The following is a 16,972-nucleotide window of genomic DNA, read 5'->3' as shown; positions in this document are numbered from 1 at the left end:
TGATTAAAACTTCTTAACTCATACTCTTATATAATCTATCTGTATCTTTTTTGCGGCACAACTCTGTACCTGGTGTCATCACAGCAGCAGAGCCTGCAGCTATACCATAGACAAAAGCATTTTCCATTGAATTCCCCTGAGAAAGGCTTAAAACCATCCCGGCAACCATACTATCTCCCGCACCCACCTTGCTCTTGATAGGTACAGTAGGTGGACGCATAAACTGAGCCTTATCTTGATAAACAAGCAGGGCACCCCCCGCTCCAATAGAAATAACGATCACCTCACAGCAGGAACCATTTACCAGTTTAAGAGCATATTTTTTTATTTCCTCATCATCTTGGAGTTCTTTTCCAACTAACTGCTGGAACTCTCCTATATTAGGTTTAATTAAAAAGACTCCCTCATTCATTACTTCTTTTAAAGGAGAGCCAGAAACATCTACTATAACCTTTGCTCCTCTTTTTTTAGCAAGTCCAGCAAGCTCTGCATAAATTTTATCATTTGTTCCATTAGGAATACTTCCACTTATTACAAAATACTCAGGGAAATTTTCTATATTCTTAAACGTATCAAATATCTTTTGGTATTCACTATCACTTATCTTTGGACCAGGCATCCCAAATCTATATTGCTGTTGAGATGCTCTCTCAAATATTATGAAATTCTCACGTATTGAATCTTCAATCTCTATGGATTTTAGATTAAGTTCTTCTCTTGCCAAAAGTTTATCCAGTTTTCTGCCTGTAAAACCACCTGAAGTGTAAACAAGTTGAGAACTTCCACCTAATTTTTTTACTGCCCTAGATACATTTATTCCTCCACCTCCGGGTTCATATCTTACTGTGTCACAATAAAGTTTAGTTTCTGCCCTTACATTATCAACTTTTGCACTCTTGTCAATAGTCGGATTTAAGGTAAATGTAAGAATTTTTTCCATTATCAGCCCTCCGTGAATAGTTGATATTATTAAAAAAAATTAAGATGCTTATTCTATATTTCATCAATTAATCAAATTATCCTGTATTTAAAGGTCAATCAAAGATTTTCACTTTATTTAAGAGCTATTCCTAGAATAATATCTGTATAAGTAGGGCCTTTAAGTCAGAAATAGACAAGTTATTATATTTTAGATCCGATTGCTCTTAAAAATCTACTTCAAGAAATAAAACTTTAGGTTAAATATTACTTGACAATGATTTATCAATATTATATCGTAATAATGAGATATAACAATTTAAGGAGGAATAAAATGCCTGCAGATTCAAAGTATTATATCGAAACAAACAGAGCATTTACTTTATTAAGAAAATATTCTTGGATTTTTACTTTAACTGTTGCAATTGGAGGTCTCTGGTTGCCAAAATTGGGGCTTTTTGTGCTGCCGATAATGGCAGGCTTAACAATAACTGCATTTTTCAAGGGAAGATATTGGTGTGGAAATATCTGTCCTCATGGCAGCTTATTTGATTCTTTATTAATGCCTTTAAGCAAAAACAAAAAAATTCCTGATTTTTTTAAATCAAAGTATGTAGAATATGGATTTTTCTTTTTCTTTTCTTTTCAGGTAGGAAGAAAGTTTGTTCAGGCCTGGAGTAATTTTGGTCAACAAAGTTTTTTAGATCAGTTGGGAATGATTTTTGTAGCAAGCTATCTAATGGTAACGATTTTAGGGGGGCTAGCTACAATTTTTATCTCACCTAGAACCTGGTGTCAGTTTTGTCCGATGGGTGCTCTGCAGAGATTTAGCTATAAAATAGGAAAACTCTTAAATATAGCTCCTAAAACTGATAAAAAAGTTACTATTGAGTCAAAAGAACTATGTAAAGAATGTGGACTTTGTGCTAAAACCTGTCCAATGCAGTTAGAACCATATAAAAATTTTAATGAAGATAATCAGTTTGAAAGTGAAGAATGTATTCGCTGTGATGTCTGTGTTCAGAACTGTCCAATAGATATTCTTGAAATTAAAAGCATAGATGATGATAGTGAAGAGCTAAAAAAAGCTCAATAATTATATCTTTTAATAAAGTATAATAGCTATATACAAAAGACCTCTTGGGCATATCAGAGCTTAGGAGGTCTTTACTTCTTTAGTTTGAATCATTAATTCCTATTTTAAGTTTGCAGGCTATTTCCCTTAATAAGACTTAGGGCAATTTACTTCTTTTGAAAAATTTAGCTGCTTAAACTCAAAGAGGAATCCTTTTAATAGTCGAGATATTATAATCTCAATCCATTAAGGATTCCTCTTAAATTATATTTTAGTAGTACAAACTATTTATTATTAGCAAAATTATTAGTGATTATTTTCATTGTCAAGCAAATTTAGAAAAAGTTTGAGCTAAAAAAACACCACCCTATTTGCATTAATTGCCAGGAATGGTGCTAAAAAAATGATATTTGATTAATTTTTTGCTCTATAATTTTTAAATATTAATATCTATTAAAGCTGTAACACCTACTTCTTCTATTCTTTCTACATTTTGCAAATTACCAGGATTTTTAGTATTAATAGGGACAAGAGCCCTTATTCTAAAATCTCCTCCCCTAAAATCACCTTCAAGTTGGGCCACAGCTTCAACTCTATTGATTGCTTCTTCTGGTCCTGCCACCTGAACCGCTCCTACATAAGTTCCTGAACCTACTGTAACTATAGGAACCACCTTTGTCTTCTGCTGGACCTCAACTCCTCTATTTAAAGTGAGAGTATTTATGAAATCATTGATAGGTTCTGCAAAACGATCTACAACTACTCCAATCCCGAGTGTTTTAAACAGCCTATCCAAAATACTTGAAGCATGAGCAGTCTGCATAAAAATAGGTGCTGCTATCAGCAGGCAAATCAAAATAATTAAAATTGTATTTGAAAAAATAATATTTTTAAACAAGGTCTTCCTCTCCTTTTTAGTAATTATTTTACCAAGATTAAGTGTTTTAAGTATTAAAGCCCCCCGGGATTAAATTGAATTTTTAATCCCGAAGGGTATAGAAAATATTAGTTCATTTTTGAAAGCCGCTCCTCTGCAAAATCACCAGCAATTGGTAGTTTGTAGAGTTCTCCCTGATAAGCTTTTACCATCAATATCAGCCAGAGCACTATCCCCAAAATAGAAAGCAAAAATGAAATAAGCCAGCCTAAAATAGGAATCCAACCAATTACAATTGTGATTACAAATAAGGCCAGAAAGGTTACCAATGACTGCATAGCATGAAATCTTACATATTCGTTTTCTTTTTCTAAAAACAAGAAGACAATTCCAGTAATCCACCCCAACACATAAGTCAGCAGAGCTTCAAGATTTTCATCAATACCTAAAACAGTATTCTTCTCAGCCATAATATTCTCCTTTCTTTAAAAGAGTTATTAAAAATTAAATTCGATTTTAAATGATTTAGATTTTAATTTTAAATAGTTCTCTTTTCATTAATTAAATTATCCATTCAGCTGATTATTCCTTCTTATGCTATAATAATTTTTAAGAATAGTTAGATATAAAAAATCAATTTTCTCAACTTTGATCAATCTCTATATTATTTAATCGAAAGAATAGACACATAGCCTTAGCTTTTATATAATATTATTAATGACATTATTTAGTGCAAATTCACTCAATTTCACTAGTTTAAAATATTTTTAAATAAGGATGGTTTTATGAAATTAGATCTTATCATAATTGGAGCTGGTCCTGCAGGTCTTTTTACAGCTATAGAGGCAGCTTCACCAGATAAAAAAATATTAATACTTGAAAAAAATTCTACTCCGGCTAAAAAACTTTTGATTACAGGGTCAGGTCAGTGCAATTTAACCCAAGCTGGAGATATTAATGATTTTTTCAAGCATTATGGAGAAAAAGAGAATTTTCTTAAAGGTGCACTTTATAGTTTTGATAATCAAGCTCTGCTTAATTTTTTCAGAGAAAGAGGTATTGAATTTGAAACAAGAGAAAAGTCAAAAATCTTTCCTGCTTCAGGTAAAGCAAAAGATATTCTTGAAGTTTTATTAAAAGAAATTAATCAATTAGGCATTAAAATTCAATATAATCAGCCTGTTAAAACTGTTGATTACAATCAAAACAATAACAATTTTAAAGTAAGCACTATAAATAAGGATTATTATTCCGATTTTTTAGTTATAGCTACAGGTGGAAAGTCTTATCCTAATACTGGTTCAACTGGAGATGGTTATAGATTTGCAGCTTCTCTAGGCCACAGCATAGAAAAAGTTAAAGCAGCTTTAACTCCAATTAAGATAAAAAACTATCAGTACTCTGAATTAGCAGGTGTTTCCTTAAGAAAAGTTGAACTATCACTCTGGAGAAATAAGAATTTAATTAAAAGGTGGTCAGGTGACCTTCTTTTTACCCATCAGGGTCTTTCAGGTCCTGCTATTTTAAATTATTCCAGATATATAATAAGTTCAGATATAATTAAAATCCATCTTATCAATGCAGAAAACGAAGCTATTTTAGATCAAAGATTAATCAAGTTGATCAAAAATAATGGCAGCACCCTATTTAAAAATCTGCTTAAAGATCTAAAACTACCGGCTCGTTTGAGTCAAAAAATTTCAAGAGAATTAGGAATTGATTTAAATAAAAAAGCAGCTCAAATAACTAAAGAAGAGAGAAAAAAACTTGTAAAATCACTTTATGCTTTAGAATTTGAAGTTAAAAGTTTGGGCTCTTTTAAAAAGGCAATGGTTAGTTCAGGGGGAATAAATCTCCAAGAAATCAAGCCGGCAAGCATGGAATCTAAACTAAAAGATAAACTTTTTGCAGTTGGAGAAGTCCTTGACATTGATGGAGATACAGGAGGTTATAATCTTCAGGCTGCTTTTTCTACAGCTTATCTTGCGGGAAGAGAAATTAAACAAAGATTTAAAGATAAATAAAGGCCAGCTATTTGCTGACCTTTAATTGTTGATATTTTTAGCCAATGTTTTAACTTAAACTATTTCTGGTGCTTCATATTCCTGACCAAATAGTTCTACCTCTACCTTAGAAATAACCTGGTCTTCTAAAGGCATATCACGAGCATCTGTTTTGACATCAGCAACTTTATCAACTGCATCCATACCTTCAATTACTTCACCAAAGGCTGCATACTGACCATCAAGGTGAGGTGCATCCTGATGAACTATAAAAAACTGTGATCCTGCAGAATTAGGGTTTTGACTGCGGGCCATGGAAATAACTCCTCTTTTATGGCTGAGGTCATTATCATAACCATTGCTGGCAAATTCACCTTTAATTGCATAACCTGGATTACCTCTGCCAGTACCTTCTGGACAACCGCCCTGGATCATAAAACCTTTGATTACCCGATGAAATTTTAGCCCATCATAATAATCTTTTTCGGCCAGATCGATAAAATTATTGACTGTATTTTCAGCTTGTTCAGGATATAATTCTAATTTAATCTCTTCACCACTATTTAAAATAATTTTTACTTCTGGATTTTTATCCACAATAAACCACCTTTCTTCTTAAAATAATTAATTTGACTTATTTAATTATAATAGATAATCTCTTTAAAAACAAATAATTTGCATTAAAGGGGCAACTTTTCTTATAATAGATTAGAGGTGAGTAAATATGCTGTATAATTTTGCTTTGAGTTTAGGTATATTTCTTCTTATTTATTTCATTTTGCTTCAAGCCACCAGATTAATTTTAAAAAAAGTCTCTGGAGAAAAATATAAAAAGATCAAGGAAAATCTTAAATTGCCAATCTTTTTACTCTTTTTGAATATCGCTCTTTTAATACCCTTTGCCTTTACAGAAGAACTTAATCTTTTTTGGGGGAATTTAAAACATCTCTTAGATATAACATTAATTTTTTCGATCTCCTGGATACTTATTAAACTTCTAAAAGTATTTAAAATCTTTATGGCAGAAAAACATCGGGTAGATGTTAATGATAATTTAAAAGCAAGAAAAATACACACCCAATATAATATCTTAGAAAAGGTTATTACAGTTATAATAATCTTTTTTGCAGTATCTACTGCCTTAATGACCTTTGAATCAATCCAAAAATTCGGAATAAGTCTTTTTGCCTCTGCTGGTGTGGCCAGTATTATCATAGGTTTTTCAGCTCAAAAAATAATTGCTTCCATTATTGCTGGAATTCAGCTGGCTGTAGCTCAGCCGATTAGAGTTGATGATGTGGTAATAGTTGAAGGTGAATGGGGCTGGATAGAAGAGATTAACTTAACCTATGTTGTAGTTAAAATCTGGGATCAAAGAAGGCTTGTTGTCCCAACAACCTATTTTATAGAAAACACCTTTCAAAACTGGACCCGCAAAACTTCCTCTATTTTGGGAACTGTTTTCCTTTATACTGATTACACAGTAGCAATTGATGAAATCAGAAAAGAACTAGATAGATTATTAGAAGATAATGAACTCTGGAATAATCAAGTTAAGGTGATTCAGGTAACTGATGCAACTGAAAAATCAATGCAGCTTAGAATCTTAGTCAGTGCAGATGATTCTCCAACCGCCTGGGAATTAAGGGTCTTTTTAAGAGAGCATTTAATTAAATTTATTAAAGAAAATTATCCAGAAAGCCTGCCCAAAACAAGAGTAGAATTCCCAAACAAAAACAAATCACCTAAAGCTGAGCAGCAATAGGTGATCTAAAAATTATTATTTTCTAATGATGCTTTTACCCGAATTTAAAATATCATTTGGGTCAAAAGCATCTTTTATTTTTTCCATTATTTCTAGTTCTCTCTCTGAATACATCATTTTCAAATATTCTAAACGCATTTCGCCAACTCCATGTTCACCGGTAATTGTTCCTCCGATATCCACTGCATTCTGATAGATATCCTTTTTCAAGCTTTCATAATAATCCGGTTTAGAGCCAGCTTCTTTTAAAATAATAACATGTAAATTACCATCTCCGGCATGGGCCACCACCGGACACCTAGTATTATATTTTTCTTCAAGTTCATTTAAAATATTTAAATATTCACAGAGCTTACTTCTTGGAACTGTCACATCAGGACTATCAATAATTTTATCAGAAATAGCCGGTAAAATATGGCTTCTAATCTCCAAAATATCTTTGCGCTCAGCTGTGGTCTGAGCAATTAACATATCAACCGCATTATGCTCAGCAGTAATTTGGTCAATCTGGGCTCCTATCTCAAAAAGATCATCTTCTTCTGCTTCAGAGAGCATAATCATTAAAAAATATTCTCCATTTTGAGCTGGCCATTTTTTCCCTATATCAGCTGCAGCCAATTCTATTTCATCTTTTTCCACATATTCTAAGGCCATCGGTATAATACCTTTTTTTAAAATCGCCGGAACAGCAGCAAAAGCATCTTCTCTGCTGGCAAAAGCAACAATTAAAGTTCCATTTGCCTTTGGCTCAGGATAAAGTTTAAGGCTAACTTCGGTAATAATACCAAGGGTGCCCTCACTACCTATCATCAACTGCATTAAATCATAACCGGCATTGTTTTTTAATAATTTACCTTCACTACCACCATAATGAACTATTTCTCCTGTTGGTAGTACAACTTCCATACCGAGAACCTGATTTCTCATAATACCATGCTTAACAGCTCTTACACCACCTGCATTCATAGAGGCCATTCCTCCTACCTGCGCTCCTTCATCTCCAGGATGGAGAGGAAAGTAAAGGTGGTCATTGCTTTTTAATCTTTCATTTAAATCACCCAAACTAACAGCAGCCTCACATTTTAAAAGCATATTTTCTTCATCTAATTCTAAAATTTTATTTAACCTTTCTAAAGATAAAATAATGCTTTCTTGAGCAGGAATCGTATTTGCAGAAAGTGCAGTACCCGCACCTCTGGCAATTACATTAATTTTTTCCTGATTGGCATATTTTAAAATTTGCGAAATTTCTTCTGCATCAGCAGCTTTAACAACAACTGAACCTTCTATTGGCTCAGGAGCTACCAGAGTATAATTATCATTTGTACTTTCTCTGCTGTATGATAAAACTCTTTCCGGGTTTTGATCTACCCATTTATCACCAACAATTTTTTTTAAATCATTAATAACTACTTGCTTCATTATTTTTCCTCCAATATAATTCGATAAAGATATTTTTAATTTTTAAGCATTTCAATAAGTTCCGGAATAACTTGATAGAGATCAGCTACTATTCCATAATCAGCAAGATTAAAAATTGGGGCAGAAGGATCAGTATTTACTGCCACAATAGTCTCTGCTTCTTTCATCCCTGCTAAATGCTGAGGTGCTCCAGAAATACCAAAGGCAAAATATAGTTTTGGTTTTACTCTTTGCCCACTATAACCTACCTGATATTCCTTTGCTATTAAACCAGCATCTACAACATCACGAGAAGCTGCCAGCTGGCCACCTAAAAGATCTGCTAATTCTTTAAGTAATTTAAAATCTTCTCCGTTTTTGACACCACTTCCACCAGCTACAATTATATCTGCTTCTGCAATATTAATTTCTCTATCACTCAATTTTTTTATATCCTTTAAATTAGGATTATCCTTAATCTTTGTTTCTAAAGCTATTATTTCTCCCTGTCTGGACCTATCTGCAGTACCTTTTTTGAATTCTTGATAGCGAATTGTTGCCATTTGCGGTCTGCTATCAGATTTAATGTGAGCCAGAATATTTTCACTAAAAGCAGGTCTGATCTGAATTAAATTACCAGCTTCATCGATATCTAAAGCTGTACAGTCAGCTGTTAAACCTGTTTTGAGTCCAGCAGCAATTCTAGGAGCCAGTGAACGGCCAAAATTTGTTGCTCCTGTTAAAACTATTTCTATCTGAGCCTTTGCTAAAAAGCTGAGAATGTTTTCTTTGTATATAAATTCATCTGGATTAGCAAAGACTGGATCTTCCATATAATAAACCTTATCTGCTCCATGGGCTATCAATTCAGAAAAATCTATTTTTTTCGGGAGCAAAAGTAGAACTGATAAATTCAAATCAGCTTTTTCTGCCAGTTTTTGACCCTTATTTAGAAGCTCGAATACAACCGGGTGTATTTTATTCTGACTGTATTCAGCCAGAATTAATAATTCTTTTTTTGCTGCCATAGTTAATCCTCCATCAAATTTTTTTCGATTAATATTTCTTTGATTTTGTGATAAGCACTTTCTTTTTCTTCTTCACTAAAGACCTTTGTCTTTCTACTAATTTCTGCAGGAACAACTATATTATCCACCCAGGTTGGTGAACCTTTAAATCCAACTTTATCAATTTTTAGCTTTTCTTTAATATCTGCCAGAGTTAAATTCTTTACCTCAGCTTTTCTGGCCTTCAGTTTAGCTTTAAACGAAGGTAAACGAGGTGTATTAATATCTTTGGTCACAGTTATCAATAAAGGGTAACTAAAGCTTTTACTGTAATTGGCCTGCCAGAGTGAAGTTTTAATCGTAATTTCACTTTCATTTAGAGAAATCAACTCACTAACATAGGCTGCATGATTGATATTTAAAAACTCAGCAGTCTGAGGACCTACTTGAGCTGTATCACCATCTACACTCATCTCACCTGCAATAATGAGATCATAAGCACCGATAGTTTCTACTGCTGCTGCCAGGCTGGCTGAGGTAGCAATGGTATCAGCACCTGCAAACTTTTGATCACTTAAAAGATAAGCATTATCTGCTCCTCTGGCTACAGCTTCTTTAAGAGCCTCTTCTGCTCTGTTGGGCCCCATACTTAAAACACTGATTTCTGCTCCTGTTTGTTCTTTAATCGCTACAGCAGTTTCAAGGGCATTTAAATCAAAAGGATTAACCTCTACTCCAGCTGATTTTCTATCTATTCTTCCCTTTTCAGAATCAAATAAAACTTTATCCATCTCAGGGACCTGTTTAATCAGAACTATAATATGCAAGCTATCAACTCCCAAATCTTCTTTTGATTAATCTATAAAATACCGGGATAATTAGAACTGGTATACCTAAATATCCTAAAAAGCCATATCCTCTAGCCACCAGTGGAATCAGACCAAAACGGGCTATAGACCAGGTTAATACTACAAAGACTAAAGAGGCAAATATAGAATGGCTGCGGCCTGTATTATCATTAGGCCACCAGGCAATAATTCTCTTAACTCCTCCAAAAACAAAATTAACCCCGGTTGAAATAACACCTAAAATAATCAAGGTAGAAATAACATTTTCTGCTAGAGCTCCCCCAACTCCATTATTAACCACAAAAATTGTAGGAACTGGAATTTCCAAAATATCCGGATAATAAGCTAAAACAGTTAATGAAGCTAAAGTTAGTAAAACTCCATTAATGACAAAGCCAGCCCAGGCTGCTTTTAGAGCATCTTCTCTAGTTTCTAATACATCTGCTACTGCTACATATGCTCCAACTGCAATCGCTTGAAAACTGGCATAAAGCAGCATACTCCATAAGGCTGACCAGACATTAGTTTTTGCAGTTTGATCAGATATTACTGCTATTATTCTGGGAAAACTGGCAACTGCATTTGCCCCATAAACCACAATTACACCAATAATTATTGCTATACCTATGTAAGTTGCTGCCTTTCTAACAACCTTTGCCCCAAAAATAGTGAGAAAAAAGATTATTACTGCAATAATAATTGTATTAGGTAAATAAGGTGTTCCTAATGCAGATTCAATTGTACTACCACCTGTTGCAAAAGCAACTGCTGTTGCTACTCCCATTGTCATAACAAAAATTATTTCATATAAATTAGAAAAAATTTTGTGATATGGATAATAAAACTCATCTGTCCAACTTCTGTAATCATATGTCTTGTTAACTACACTGAAATCCCAGGCATAATAAAAAATTATGGCATCTATTCCCATTGCTAAAATAGGAGTAAATACAGAATACCAACCATGCATGACAAAAAATTCTGCTGCCTGCCTACCTGAAGCAAAACCACCACCAAAATGAGTTGTAAACCAAACAAAAGCTACACTTAAAAAAACCGGAACTGCAAATTTACTTTTCTCCACTACTCAAACTCCTCTACTAAATTATTTGAAAATATTTATTGACCCTACTTTAGCACAGCAAAGTAAAGGCTTATTTAATTATAAATTAATCTTTTTTAAGTGTCAAGGAGTAGGCTGAGATTTAAAATTGTGGTATTTTTTTCTTATCTTAAATAAAAAAAAGACAAGCTACTGCCTGCCTTAATTACGAAATGGTGGTGAGAGACAGAATCGAACTGTCGACACGTGGATTTTCAATCCACTGCTCTACCAACTGAGCTATCTCACCCTATTTAAGTTTAAAAAAATAAAAATGGTTGCGGGGGCCGGATTCGAACCGACGACCTCCAGATTATGAGCCTGACGAGCTACCGGACTGCTCCACCCCGCGTCAATAAATGGTGAGCCATGGAGGAATCGAACCTCCGACAACCTGATTAAAAGTCAGGTGCTCTACCAACTGAGCTAATGGCCCATTTAACCAGCGACAGTTTATATAATATCACCCATTTTAATACTTGTCAAGAAAAAAAGCAATATAAGCAGACATTTTTGCCTGCTTATATCTTTGCTAATATTTTTTAAGGTAAGTATTTTCTTGGATCTAAGGGTTCGTCATTTCTTAAAACCCCAAAATGAAGGTGAGGGCCTGTACTCATTCCCGTATTACCAGAAAGAGCTATTCTCTGTCCTTGTTGAACATTTTCACCCCTAGAAACTAATAATCTAGAGTTATGTCCATAAAGGGTTTCTATATTATTACCATGATCAATAACCACAGTATAACCGAAACCATTCATCCAGCCACTATGTGTCACCTGACCTGAAGCTGCAGCTTTTATATCAGTTCCTGTTGGAACAGCAATATCAAGTCCATTATGAAATGATCTCTCATTATTTACCGGATGATCCCTCCAACCAAACTCTGAAGTTACTCTCCCTCTAACAGGCCAGATTATAGAACCTTTTTCTAATCGAATTGGTCCTGATCTACTGGCACCTTTAATTACTAATTCCTGTCCAGCATAAATTCTATCACCCTGAAGATCATTATTTGCTCTAATATCTGATGTTCTTGTACCATATTGTTGAGCAATAACACTTAAAGATTCTCCAGGTTGAACTTCATGTTTCAAATTATTTTCAGAACTTCCACTACTATTATCTCTATTATTTGAGCTCTGCTGACTATTTGTTGAGTTAGGAAGTCTTAGTTCCTGACCTTCTCTAATAAAGTCTGAACTGATATTATTTTTAGCAATAATATCCTCTACCTTAAGATTATTTCTATTTGCAATCTGGGAGAGTGTATCACCTCTCCTGACTGTATAAGTAGAACTTTCAGCTTCTTGCTTTTGATCATTACCACCAATAGCTTCTACCGGTATTTTTAAAGTCTGCCCATAATTAATTCTTTCAGAAGTTAATTTGTTAAAATTTTTAATTTCTGAAACAGTTAAATTACGGCTGTTTGCAATATTAGAAAGAGAATCTCCTCGACTAACTATGTATAACTCATATGACACTTTTTCAACGAAAGAATTTTTTAGTACCTGGTAAGTCTCTCTGCCAACTATACCATCAACCGTTAAGTTATTACTCCTCTGAAAGTCTTTAACTGCTTCTTCAGTTCCGCTACCAAAAATCCCATCCGTTGAAAGCTCATAACCCAGTTCTGCTAAATACTTCTGCACTTCTAGAACTTCACTTCCCCGATTATTTAATCTTAAATTATAGGCAAAAGTACTGAAACTAAAAGCCAAAAGCAAAATTACTAAAATTATTAAAATCCTATTAAATCGACTTTTTTCCATTTCTCCCCTCCTTTCACAACTCTAACTATATATTTCTAGATAAAGACTATATTTCCTTTTTGAATCTACCTTTTTTATTTAAATTATTAAAATTATTTTGTCTTAATGCCTCATAAATGATTATTGAGACAGAATTGGCAAGATTTAAGGAGCGCAAACTGTCTTTCATAGGGATTCTAATACAATATTCTAGATTATCTTTGAGTAAAGTTTCGGGAAGACCGGCAGTTTCTTTACCAAATAGAAAATAATCATCAGCTTGATAATTCATCTCATGGTAGGATTTTGGAGCTTTGGTTGTTGCATAAAAAAATCTCCCACCTTTATTTTGCTTGAAAAATTCAGCCAAAGAATCATAATAACTAATATCTAATTTATGCCAGTAATCAAGACCAGCTCTTTTTAAATGCTTATCTGAAGTTGAAAAGCCAAGTGGTCTAATCAGATGCAGAGCAGAATCTGTAACTGCACAGGTTCTGGCAATATTACCGGTGTTTTGTGGTATTTCTGGTTCTACAAGCACAATATTCAAAATGATCACCTTTAAAAATAACTTTTATTTTGTAATTAAACTTCAATCGTTAAGCCATCATAAGCAGGGCTAACATTTTTAGGTAAATATTCTGCTAACTCTTGATGTTCAAGCCTGTGTGAAATATGAGTTAAATAGCCGTGTTTTAAGTCCAGTTTATTGACAAGCTCTACAGCTTGATCAACAGACATATGAGTGGGATGCTCGGTATATCTTAAAGCATCAATTGCAGCATACTCTATCCCTGCTAAAAGTTCAAAAGATTGTTCAGGTATTTTGCTGCAGTCTGTTAAATAAGCAAAATTATTGATTCTATAAGCTAAAATTTTATTTTTGCCGTGATAAATTGGCACAGCTTTTATCTTCAAATCTCCCAGTTTAAAACTCTCTGCTGCCTCTTTTAAGATAACCTGGGGCACTCCACCTGCATTATTTCCTGAAAATATATAGGGGAAAATCCTTCTAATGTGAGCAAGGGTTTGCTGATCTGAATAAACAGGCATCGCTTTATTTTGATACCAATTAAGAGCTCTGATATCATCAAATCCCATAATATGATCTGCATGTGCATGGGTCATTAAAAGAGAATCTACATCTTTGATCTCATTTTCTAATAACTGCAGTCTCATTTCAGGTGGGGTATCTATTAATAAATTGTATTTACTGCTTTTAACATAAATTGAAGTTCGGTTTCTTTTGTTTTTTGGATTATTTGATTGACAGGTCTCACAATCACAGGCTATAACAGGAACTCCGTGGGAGGTTCCGGTTCCTAAAAATGTTATCTGCAAACTAACAGCTCCCTTCCCTATAAATTTTATCTCAGGAGATCATTTTTGTCAAACTTAGTTGATTTTTTCTACTGCTTTTATCAAACCTTTTTTGCGCAAGAAATTAGCCAGTTTTTTATAGACCAAAACTGTTATTGCTGAATTTAAAAAAGCCTTTGTTAGATTAAAAGGAATAATCCCCGGCAGCATCATCTGCCTAACCTGCTCTCTGGGAATTCCATAAAAAATAGGGTTTAAAAATAGGTTTGCAAAAGCCATTACTATAACCATTGCAGTTGAACCCAATATTAAACCTTTAATAGCTCCACTGCGGCTGTGGTGTTTTTGATAAAAATAGCCAGCAATTGCTGCAAAAGTTCCGGTAGATAAAAAATGCATAAAAGCACCAAAAGGTCCCCCTAAACCTGTAAATACTGCCATCAATATAGCAAGGATAAAGGTTGAAGCAAGAGCTGGACCTGGGCCATATAAAAAGGCTATTATTAAAATTGGAACATCACCAGGCTCATAAATTAAAAATGGTAAAAATAAAGGAAAACGAACTAATAACATTAAAACAAGTGAAAAAGCTGATAAAACAGCAATATTGGTTATTTTCTTAACTTCCATTATAGACCTCATTTCGAAATAATATTTTTAAAATATAAGAAAACTAAGCTGCTCAATAGTAATAATCATATTTATTTTTCACAATATTAATTATATACAAATCTCTTCTTAAACGCAAGTTCTTGCTGAAGTTAACCCCCAGCAAGAACAAAAATAAATATTTAATTATTGTTGTTATATTCTCTGATTTCAACTCCAGGATAAAAGTGGCTGATAATCTGGCTATAATTCCAGCCTTCAGCTGCCATTCCAGCTGCTGCTGATTGATCCATCCCAAGATTGTGTCCCCAACCAGAACCATAGATATTTAATTCTTTTAAATAGCCATTACTATCCATTATACTGTTAAATTTAAAGCGGCTGCTTCTTAATCCGCCTAAAACCCTTCTAATTTGAGAAGAGTTGAACTCTCTACTAGCATCTTCACCAACTATTCTAAGTGAAGTTATTGTACCACCTGTAGCTCTTTTTAAAACCTCAATATTTTTTATTTTACCCAGCTCGGTTCTATCTTCAATAACAGAAACAGGAACTTTGACCTGCCAGCGATAACTGCTGCTGTTGAAATCTCTAGAATAAGAAGGGGGATCATTTTTGAGCCATTCTTTAAGTTCTGCTGGAGGAAGTGGAAAATCAAAGTTTTCACCTTTCATTTGATTTGCTCCCCTTAAATAAGGTAGATCTGCAACCCAAATCTCATCACTACGTTCAGTAAAGCCTCCACTATTACTGCTGAATACAGCCTCTATAATTCTATCTCCATAATATACACTTTCTCCTCTGGTTGCCAAAACAGCATTAGAGGTTCTTGGATTTTCATTACCTACCCCATTATAAGCTGCACAGTGAACTGTAGAACAGAGATCATAACCTTCACCACTGTGACGCCCGAGATTACTTAGAGTATAGCTTCTAGCTGCAACTGCTTGAGCTTTAAGGGATTCTTCAGGCCAACTAGAATATATTTCAGATGGCACTACAGATAAAAGATAGGCTGTAAGATCAAGCTCATTTATCAAAGTAAAGCTGTTTTCAGCTCCTTTGATAATCATATCTCCTCTATATTGTCTGTCTGCTCTACCCTGCCAGAAATAACCCTGACCATATTCTACATTATAAACATAAAATGAAGAATTATCTGCTTCACTGTAAAGCTGATATTCATTTTCAAGTCTACCAAATTGAACTTTTTGCTCTCCATCACTAATAGTTAAAGAATTATCATCAATCTCCAGTAAATAGTTTTTTCTAGCCTCACCATTAAATAGAATCTTACCTTGATATATAATTGAAAAAGGATCAGAATACTGGAATAATAAAGTTCGATTGCCAGAACTGAGCCCGATTCTTAAAAGCTCAACCTCTGTTTCTGTTTCTAGCTCTTCTATATCCTGCCAATTAGCTTCTAAAATAAATGGATTTATCTCTTCTCTTTTTTCTTCCTCATCATCAGGCCTTAAATAAGGATAATGCTCTTGATAATAATCGATTCTTTGATTAGCTTCATCTATATATAAGCCAAAAGAAAGGCTTCTCTGCCAGTGATCATATGCCTTAACATCTTCACCTGCTTTTTCCAGCATTAAGGCCATTTCTCTAAAAAGATAATTCTGGGTCCTATCAGCCTGGTAGGAATTATTTAAGTCCTCATAAGCCTGATAGTAATTACCAAGCTTTTGATTTAACTCAGCTCTGAGCAACTTTACTTGAGCCCGATTAAGATTAAGTCCTTCCAGCTGTTTTAAAAATCCTTCTGCCTCAGCTAATTTATCTAATTCTAGCTGTGATTTAATTAAATAATAATATTTTTGATATTGATCTCGCTTAGATATTATATCTTCAGCTTCTATCATATTCTGCAGTAGATAATTTGCTGCCTGAGCATTATTTAACTTATAAAAACTAACTGCCAGTTCTATAATATCTGCTGCTCGATTGGATAAAATAGCGGTCTTTAACAACTCTCTATTTTCACTTAGCAAATCATTTTTATCATTATAAATTACAGCCAGGTTGCGTCTGCTTTCCAAGTTGAAAGGATCAAGCTCAAGTATCTCTTCATAGTAATTTACAGCGGTTTGATAGTTTGCAGCATAAAAAGCTTCAACTGCTTCAGCTGAATATTGAGCTATTCTTCTCTCTATATTTTCCTGAGAAAAAGTAATATTATCTCCAGGCTGTTGATTTAGGAAATGGTTAAAGCCTGGAATTAATAACCCGGTTAAAAATGTTGTAATAATTATTAATCTAAAAATCTTTTTCATTAAAT

At 33.8% G+C, this 16,972-nt stretch carries 16 protein-coding genes and 3 tRNA genes; 3 read left to right on the top strand and 16 right to left on the bottom strand.

All coding sequences use genetic code 11. From position 1 onward, the window contains the following. Positions 1-13 precede the first annotated feature (13 nt). Entirely contained in the window at positions 14-940 is a 927-nt protein-coding gene (locus LJ207_RS05825) for a 1-phosphofructokinase family hexose kinase (protein WP_229345052.1), read from the bottom strand. A 312-nt stretch (positions 941-1,252) separates the two neighbouring features. Between LJ207_RS05825 and LJ207_RS05820 the strand changes: the two genes are divergently transcribed. After that, a complete protein-coding gene (locus LJ207_RS05820) occupies positions 1,253-2,014 on the top strand; it encodes a 4Fe-4S binding protein (protein WP_229345049.1) in 762 nt (253 codons plus the stop codon). 415 nt (positions 2,015-2,429) lie between these two features. On the opposite strand, the gene LJ207_RS05815 is transcribed toward LJ207_RS05820, so the two are convergent. Both LJ207_RS05815 and LJ207_RS05810 read right to left on the bottom strand, forming a co-directional pair. Beyond that, entirely contained in the window at positions 2,430-2,891 is a 462-nt protein-coding gene (locus tag LJ207_RS05815; RefSeq protein ID WP_229345048.1) for a hypothetical protein, read from the bottom strand. Positions 2,892-2,998: 107 nt separating this feature from the next. Further along, positions 2,999-3,340 (bottom strand): DUF4870 domain-containing protein, encoded by a 342-nt coding sequence (locus LJ207_RS05810; protein WP_229345044.1) that lies wholly within the window; start codon positions 3,338-3,340, stop codon positions 2,999-3,001. A gap of 315 nt (positions 3,341-3,655) precedes the next feature. Between LJ207_RS05810 and LJ207_RS05805 the strand changes: the two genes are divergently transcribed. Further along, the gene (locus tag LJ207_RS05805; RefSeq protein ID WP_229345041.1) at positions 3,656-4,894 is read left to right on the top strand and encodes a BaiN/RdsA family NAD(P)/FAD-dependent oxidoreductase; all 1,239 of its coding nucleotides are present in this window, start codon (positions 3,656-3,658) and stop codon (positions 4,892-4,894) included. 54 nt (positions 4,895-4,948) lie between these two features. Here the strand turns inward: LJ207_RS05805 and LJ207_RS05800 are convergent, their stop codons facing one another. Further along, positions 4,949-5,470: a peptidylprolyl isomerase gene (locus LJ207_RS05800; protein WP_229345038.1), complete on the bottom strand. Its 522-nt coding sequence runs from the start codon at positions 5,468-5,470 to the stop codon at positions 4,949-4,951. Positions 5,471-5,597: 127 nt separating this feature from the next. On the opposite strand from LJ207_RS05800, the gene LJ207_RS05795 reads away from it, so the two are divergent. Further along, the gene (locus LJ207_RS05795; RefSeq protein WP_229345036.1) at positions 5,598-6,638 is read left to right on the top strand and encodes a mechanosensitive ion channel family protein; all 1,041 of its coding nucleotides are present in this window, start codon (positions 5,598-5,600) and stop codon (positions 6,636-6,638) included. 15 nt (positions 6,639-6,653) lie between these two features. On the opposite strand, the gene LJ207_RS05790 is transcribed toward LJ207_RS05795, so the two are convergent. From LJ207_RS05790 to LJ207_RS05735, 12 genes are all read right to left on the bottom strand, one after another. Further along, positions 6,654-8,060, bottom strand: a complete 1,407-nt coding sequence (locus LJ207_RS05790) for an FAD-binding oxidoreductase (protein WP_229345033.1) — start codon at positions 8,058-8,060, stop codon at positions 6,654-6,656. Positions 8,061-8,095: 35 nt separating this feature from the next. Beyond that, positions 8,096-9,067: an electron transfer flavoprotein subunit alpha/FixB family protein gene (locus LJ207_RS05785; RefSeq protein ID WP_229345031.1), complete on the bottom strand. Its 972-nt coding sequence runs from the start codon at positions 9,065-9,067 to the stop codon at positions 8,096-8,098. A gap of 2 nt (positions 9,068-9,069) precedes the next feature. Beyond that, entirely contained in the window at positions 9,070-9,837 is a 768-nt protein-coding gene (locus LJ207_RS05780) for an electron transfer flavoprotein subunit beta/FixA family protein (protein ID WP_229345028.1), read from the bottom strand. A gap of 40 nt (positions 9,838-9,877) precedes the next feature. Beyond that, positions 9,878-10,978 (bottom strand): YkvI family membrane protein, encoded by a 1,101-nt coding sequence (locus LJ207_RS05775; protein WP_229345025.1) that lies wholly within the window; start codon positions 10,976-10,978, stop codon positions 9,878-9,880. A gap of 192 nt (positions 10,979-11,170) precedes the next feature. After that, positions 11,171-11,246 (bottom strand) — tRNA-Phe (locus tag LJ207_RS05770). A gap of 25 nt (positions 11,247-11,271) precedes the next feature. Further along, positions 11,272-11,348, bottom strand: a tRNA-Met gene (locus LJ207_RS05765). Between the two features lie 8 nt (positions 11,349-11,356). Continuing rightward, a tRNA-Lys gene (locus LJ207_RS05760) sits at positions 11,357-11,432 on the bottom strand. A 106-nt stretch (positions 11,433-11,538) separates the two neighbouring features. Further along, positions 11,539-12,771 carry a LysM peptidoglycan-binding domain-containing protein gene (locus tag LJ207_RS05755; protein ID WP_229345022.1) on the bottom strand — a complete coding sequence of 411 codons (1,233 nt, stop codon included), beginning with the start codon at positions 12,769-12,771 and terminating at the stop codon, positions 11,539-11,541. A 46-nt stretch (positions 12,772-12,817) separates the two neighbouring features. Further along, positions 12,818-13,303 (bottom strand): tRNA (uridine(34)/cytosine(34)/5-carboxymethylaminomethyluridine(34)-2'-O)-methyltransferase TrmL, encoded by a 486-nt coding sequence (trmL, locus tag LJ207_RS05750; RefSeq protein WP_255666775.1) that lies wholly within the window; start codon positions 13,301-13,303, stop codon positions 12,818-12,820. Positions 13,304-13,338: 35 nt separating this feature from the next. Further along, positions 13,339-14,094 (bottom strand): MBL fold metallo-hydrolase, encoded by a 756-nt coding sequence (locus tag LJ207_RS05745; RefSeq protein WP_229345020.1) that lies wholly within the window; start codon positions 14,092-14,094, stop codon positions 13,339-13,341. Positions 14,095-14,148: 54 nt separating this feature from the next. Beyond that, the gene (locus tag LJ207_RS05740; RefSeq protein ID WP_229345017.1) at positions 14,149-14,703 is read right to left on the bottom strand and encodes an ECF transporter S component; all 555 of its coding nucleotides are present in this window, start codon (positions 14,701-14,703) and stop codon (positions 14,149-14,151) included. Positions 14,704-14,864: 161 nt separating this feature from the next. Then, positions 14,865-16,967 (bottom strand): SpoIID/LytB domain-containing protein, encoded by a 2,103-nt coding sequence (locus tag LJ207_RS05735; RefSeq protein WP_229345015.1) that lies wholly within the window; start codon positions 16,965-16,967, stop codon positions 14,865-14,867. Positions 16,968-16,972: the final 5 nt, after the last annotated feature.

It is taken from the genome of Halanaerobium polyolivorans (genome assembly GCF_020711195.1).
GTDB classification, from domain to species: domain Bacteria; phylum Bacillota; class Halanaerobiia; order Halanaerobiales; family Halanaerobiaceae; genus Halanaerobium; species Halanaerobium polyolivorans.
Note: the sequence above shows the minus strand (reverse complement) of the source record. Positions and strands in the feature narration are given on the sequence as shown.

Coding starts and splice junctions, on each gene's coding strand:
- LJ207_RS05825 (WP_229345052.1), bottom strand. CDS start 940: ATGGAAAAAATTCTTACATTTACCTTAAATCCGACTATTGACAAGAGT.
- LJ207_RS05820 (WP_229345049.1), top strand. CDS start 1,253: ATGCCTGCAGATTCAAAGTATTATATCGAAACAAACAGAGCATTTACT.
- LJ207_RS05810 (WP_229345044.1), bottom strand. CDS start 3,340: ATGGCTGAGAAGAATACTGTTTTAGGTATTGATGAAAATCTTGAAGCT.
- LJ207_RS05805 (WP_229345041.1), top strand. CDS start 3,656: ATGAAATTAGATCTTATCATAATTGGAGCTGGTCCTGCAGGTCTTTTT.
- LJ207_RS05795 (WP_229345036.1), top strand. CDS start 5,598: ATGCTGTATAATTTTGCTTTGAGTTTAGGTATATTTCTTCTTATTTAT.
- LJ207_RS05790 (WP_229345033.1), bottom strand. CDS start 8,060: ATGAAGCAAGTAGTTATTAATGATTTAAAAAAAATTGTTGGTGATAAA.
- LJ207_RS05785 (WP_229345031.1), bottom strand. CDS start 9,067: ATGGCAGCAAAAAAAGAATTATTAATTCTGGCTGAATACAGTCAGAAT.
- LJ207_RS05780 (WP_229345028.1), bottom strand. CDS start 9,837: ATGGATAAAGTTTTATTTGATTCTGAAAAGGGAAGAATAGATAGAAAA.
- LJ207_RS05755 (WP_229345022.1), bottom strand. CDS start 12,771: ATGGAAAAAAGTCGATTTAATAGGATTTTAATAATTTTAGTAATTTTG.
- LJ207_RS05740 (WP_229345017.1), bottom strand. CDS start 14,703: ATGGAAGTTAAGAAAATAACCAATATTGCTGTTTTATCAGCTTTTTCA.
- LJ207_RS05735 (WP_229345015.1), bottom strand. CDS start 16,967: ATGAAAAAGATTTTTAGATTAATAATTATTACAACATTTTTAACCGGG.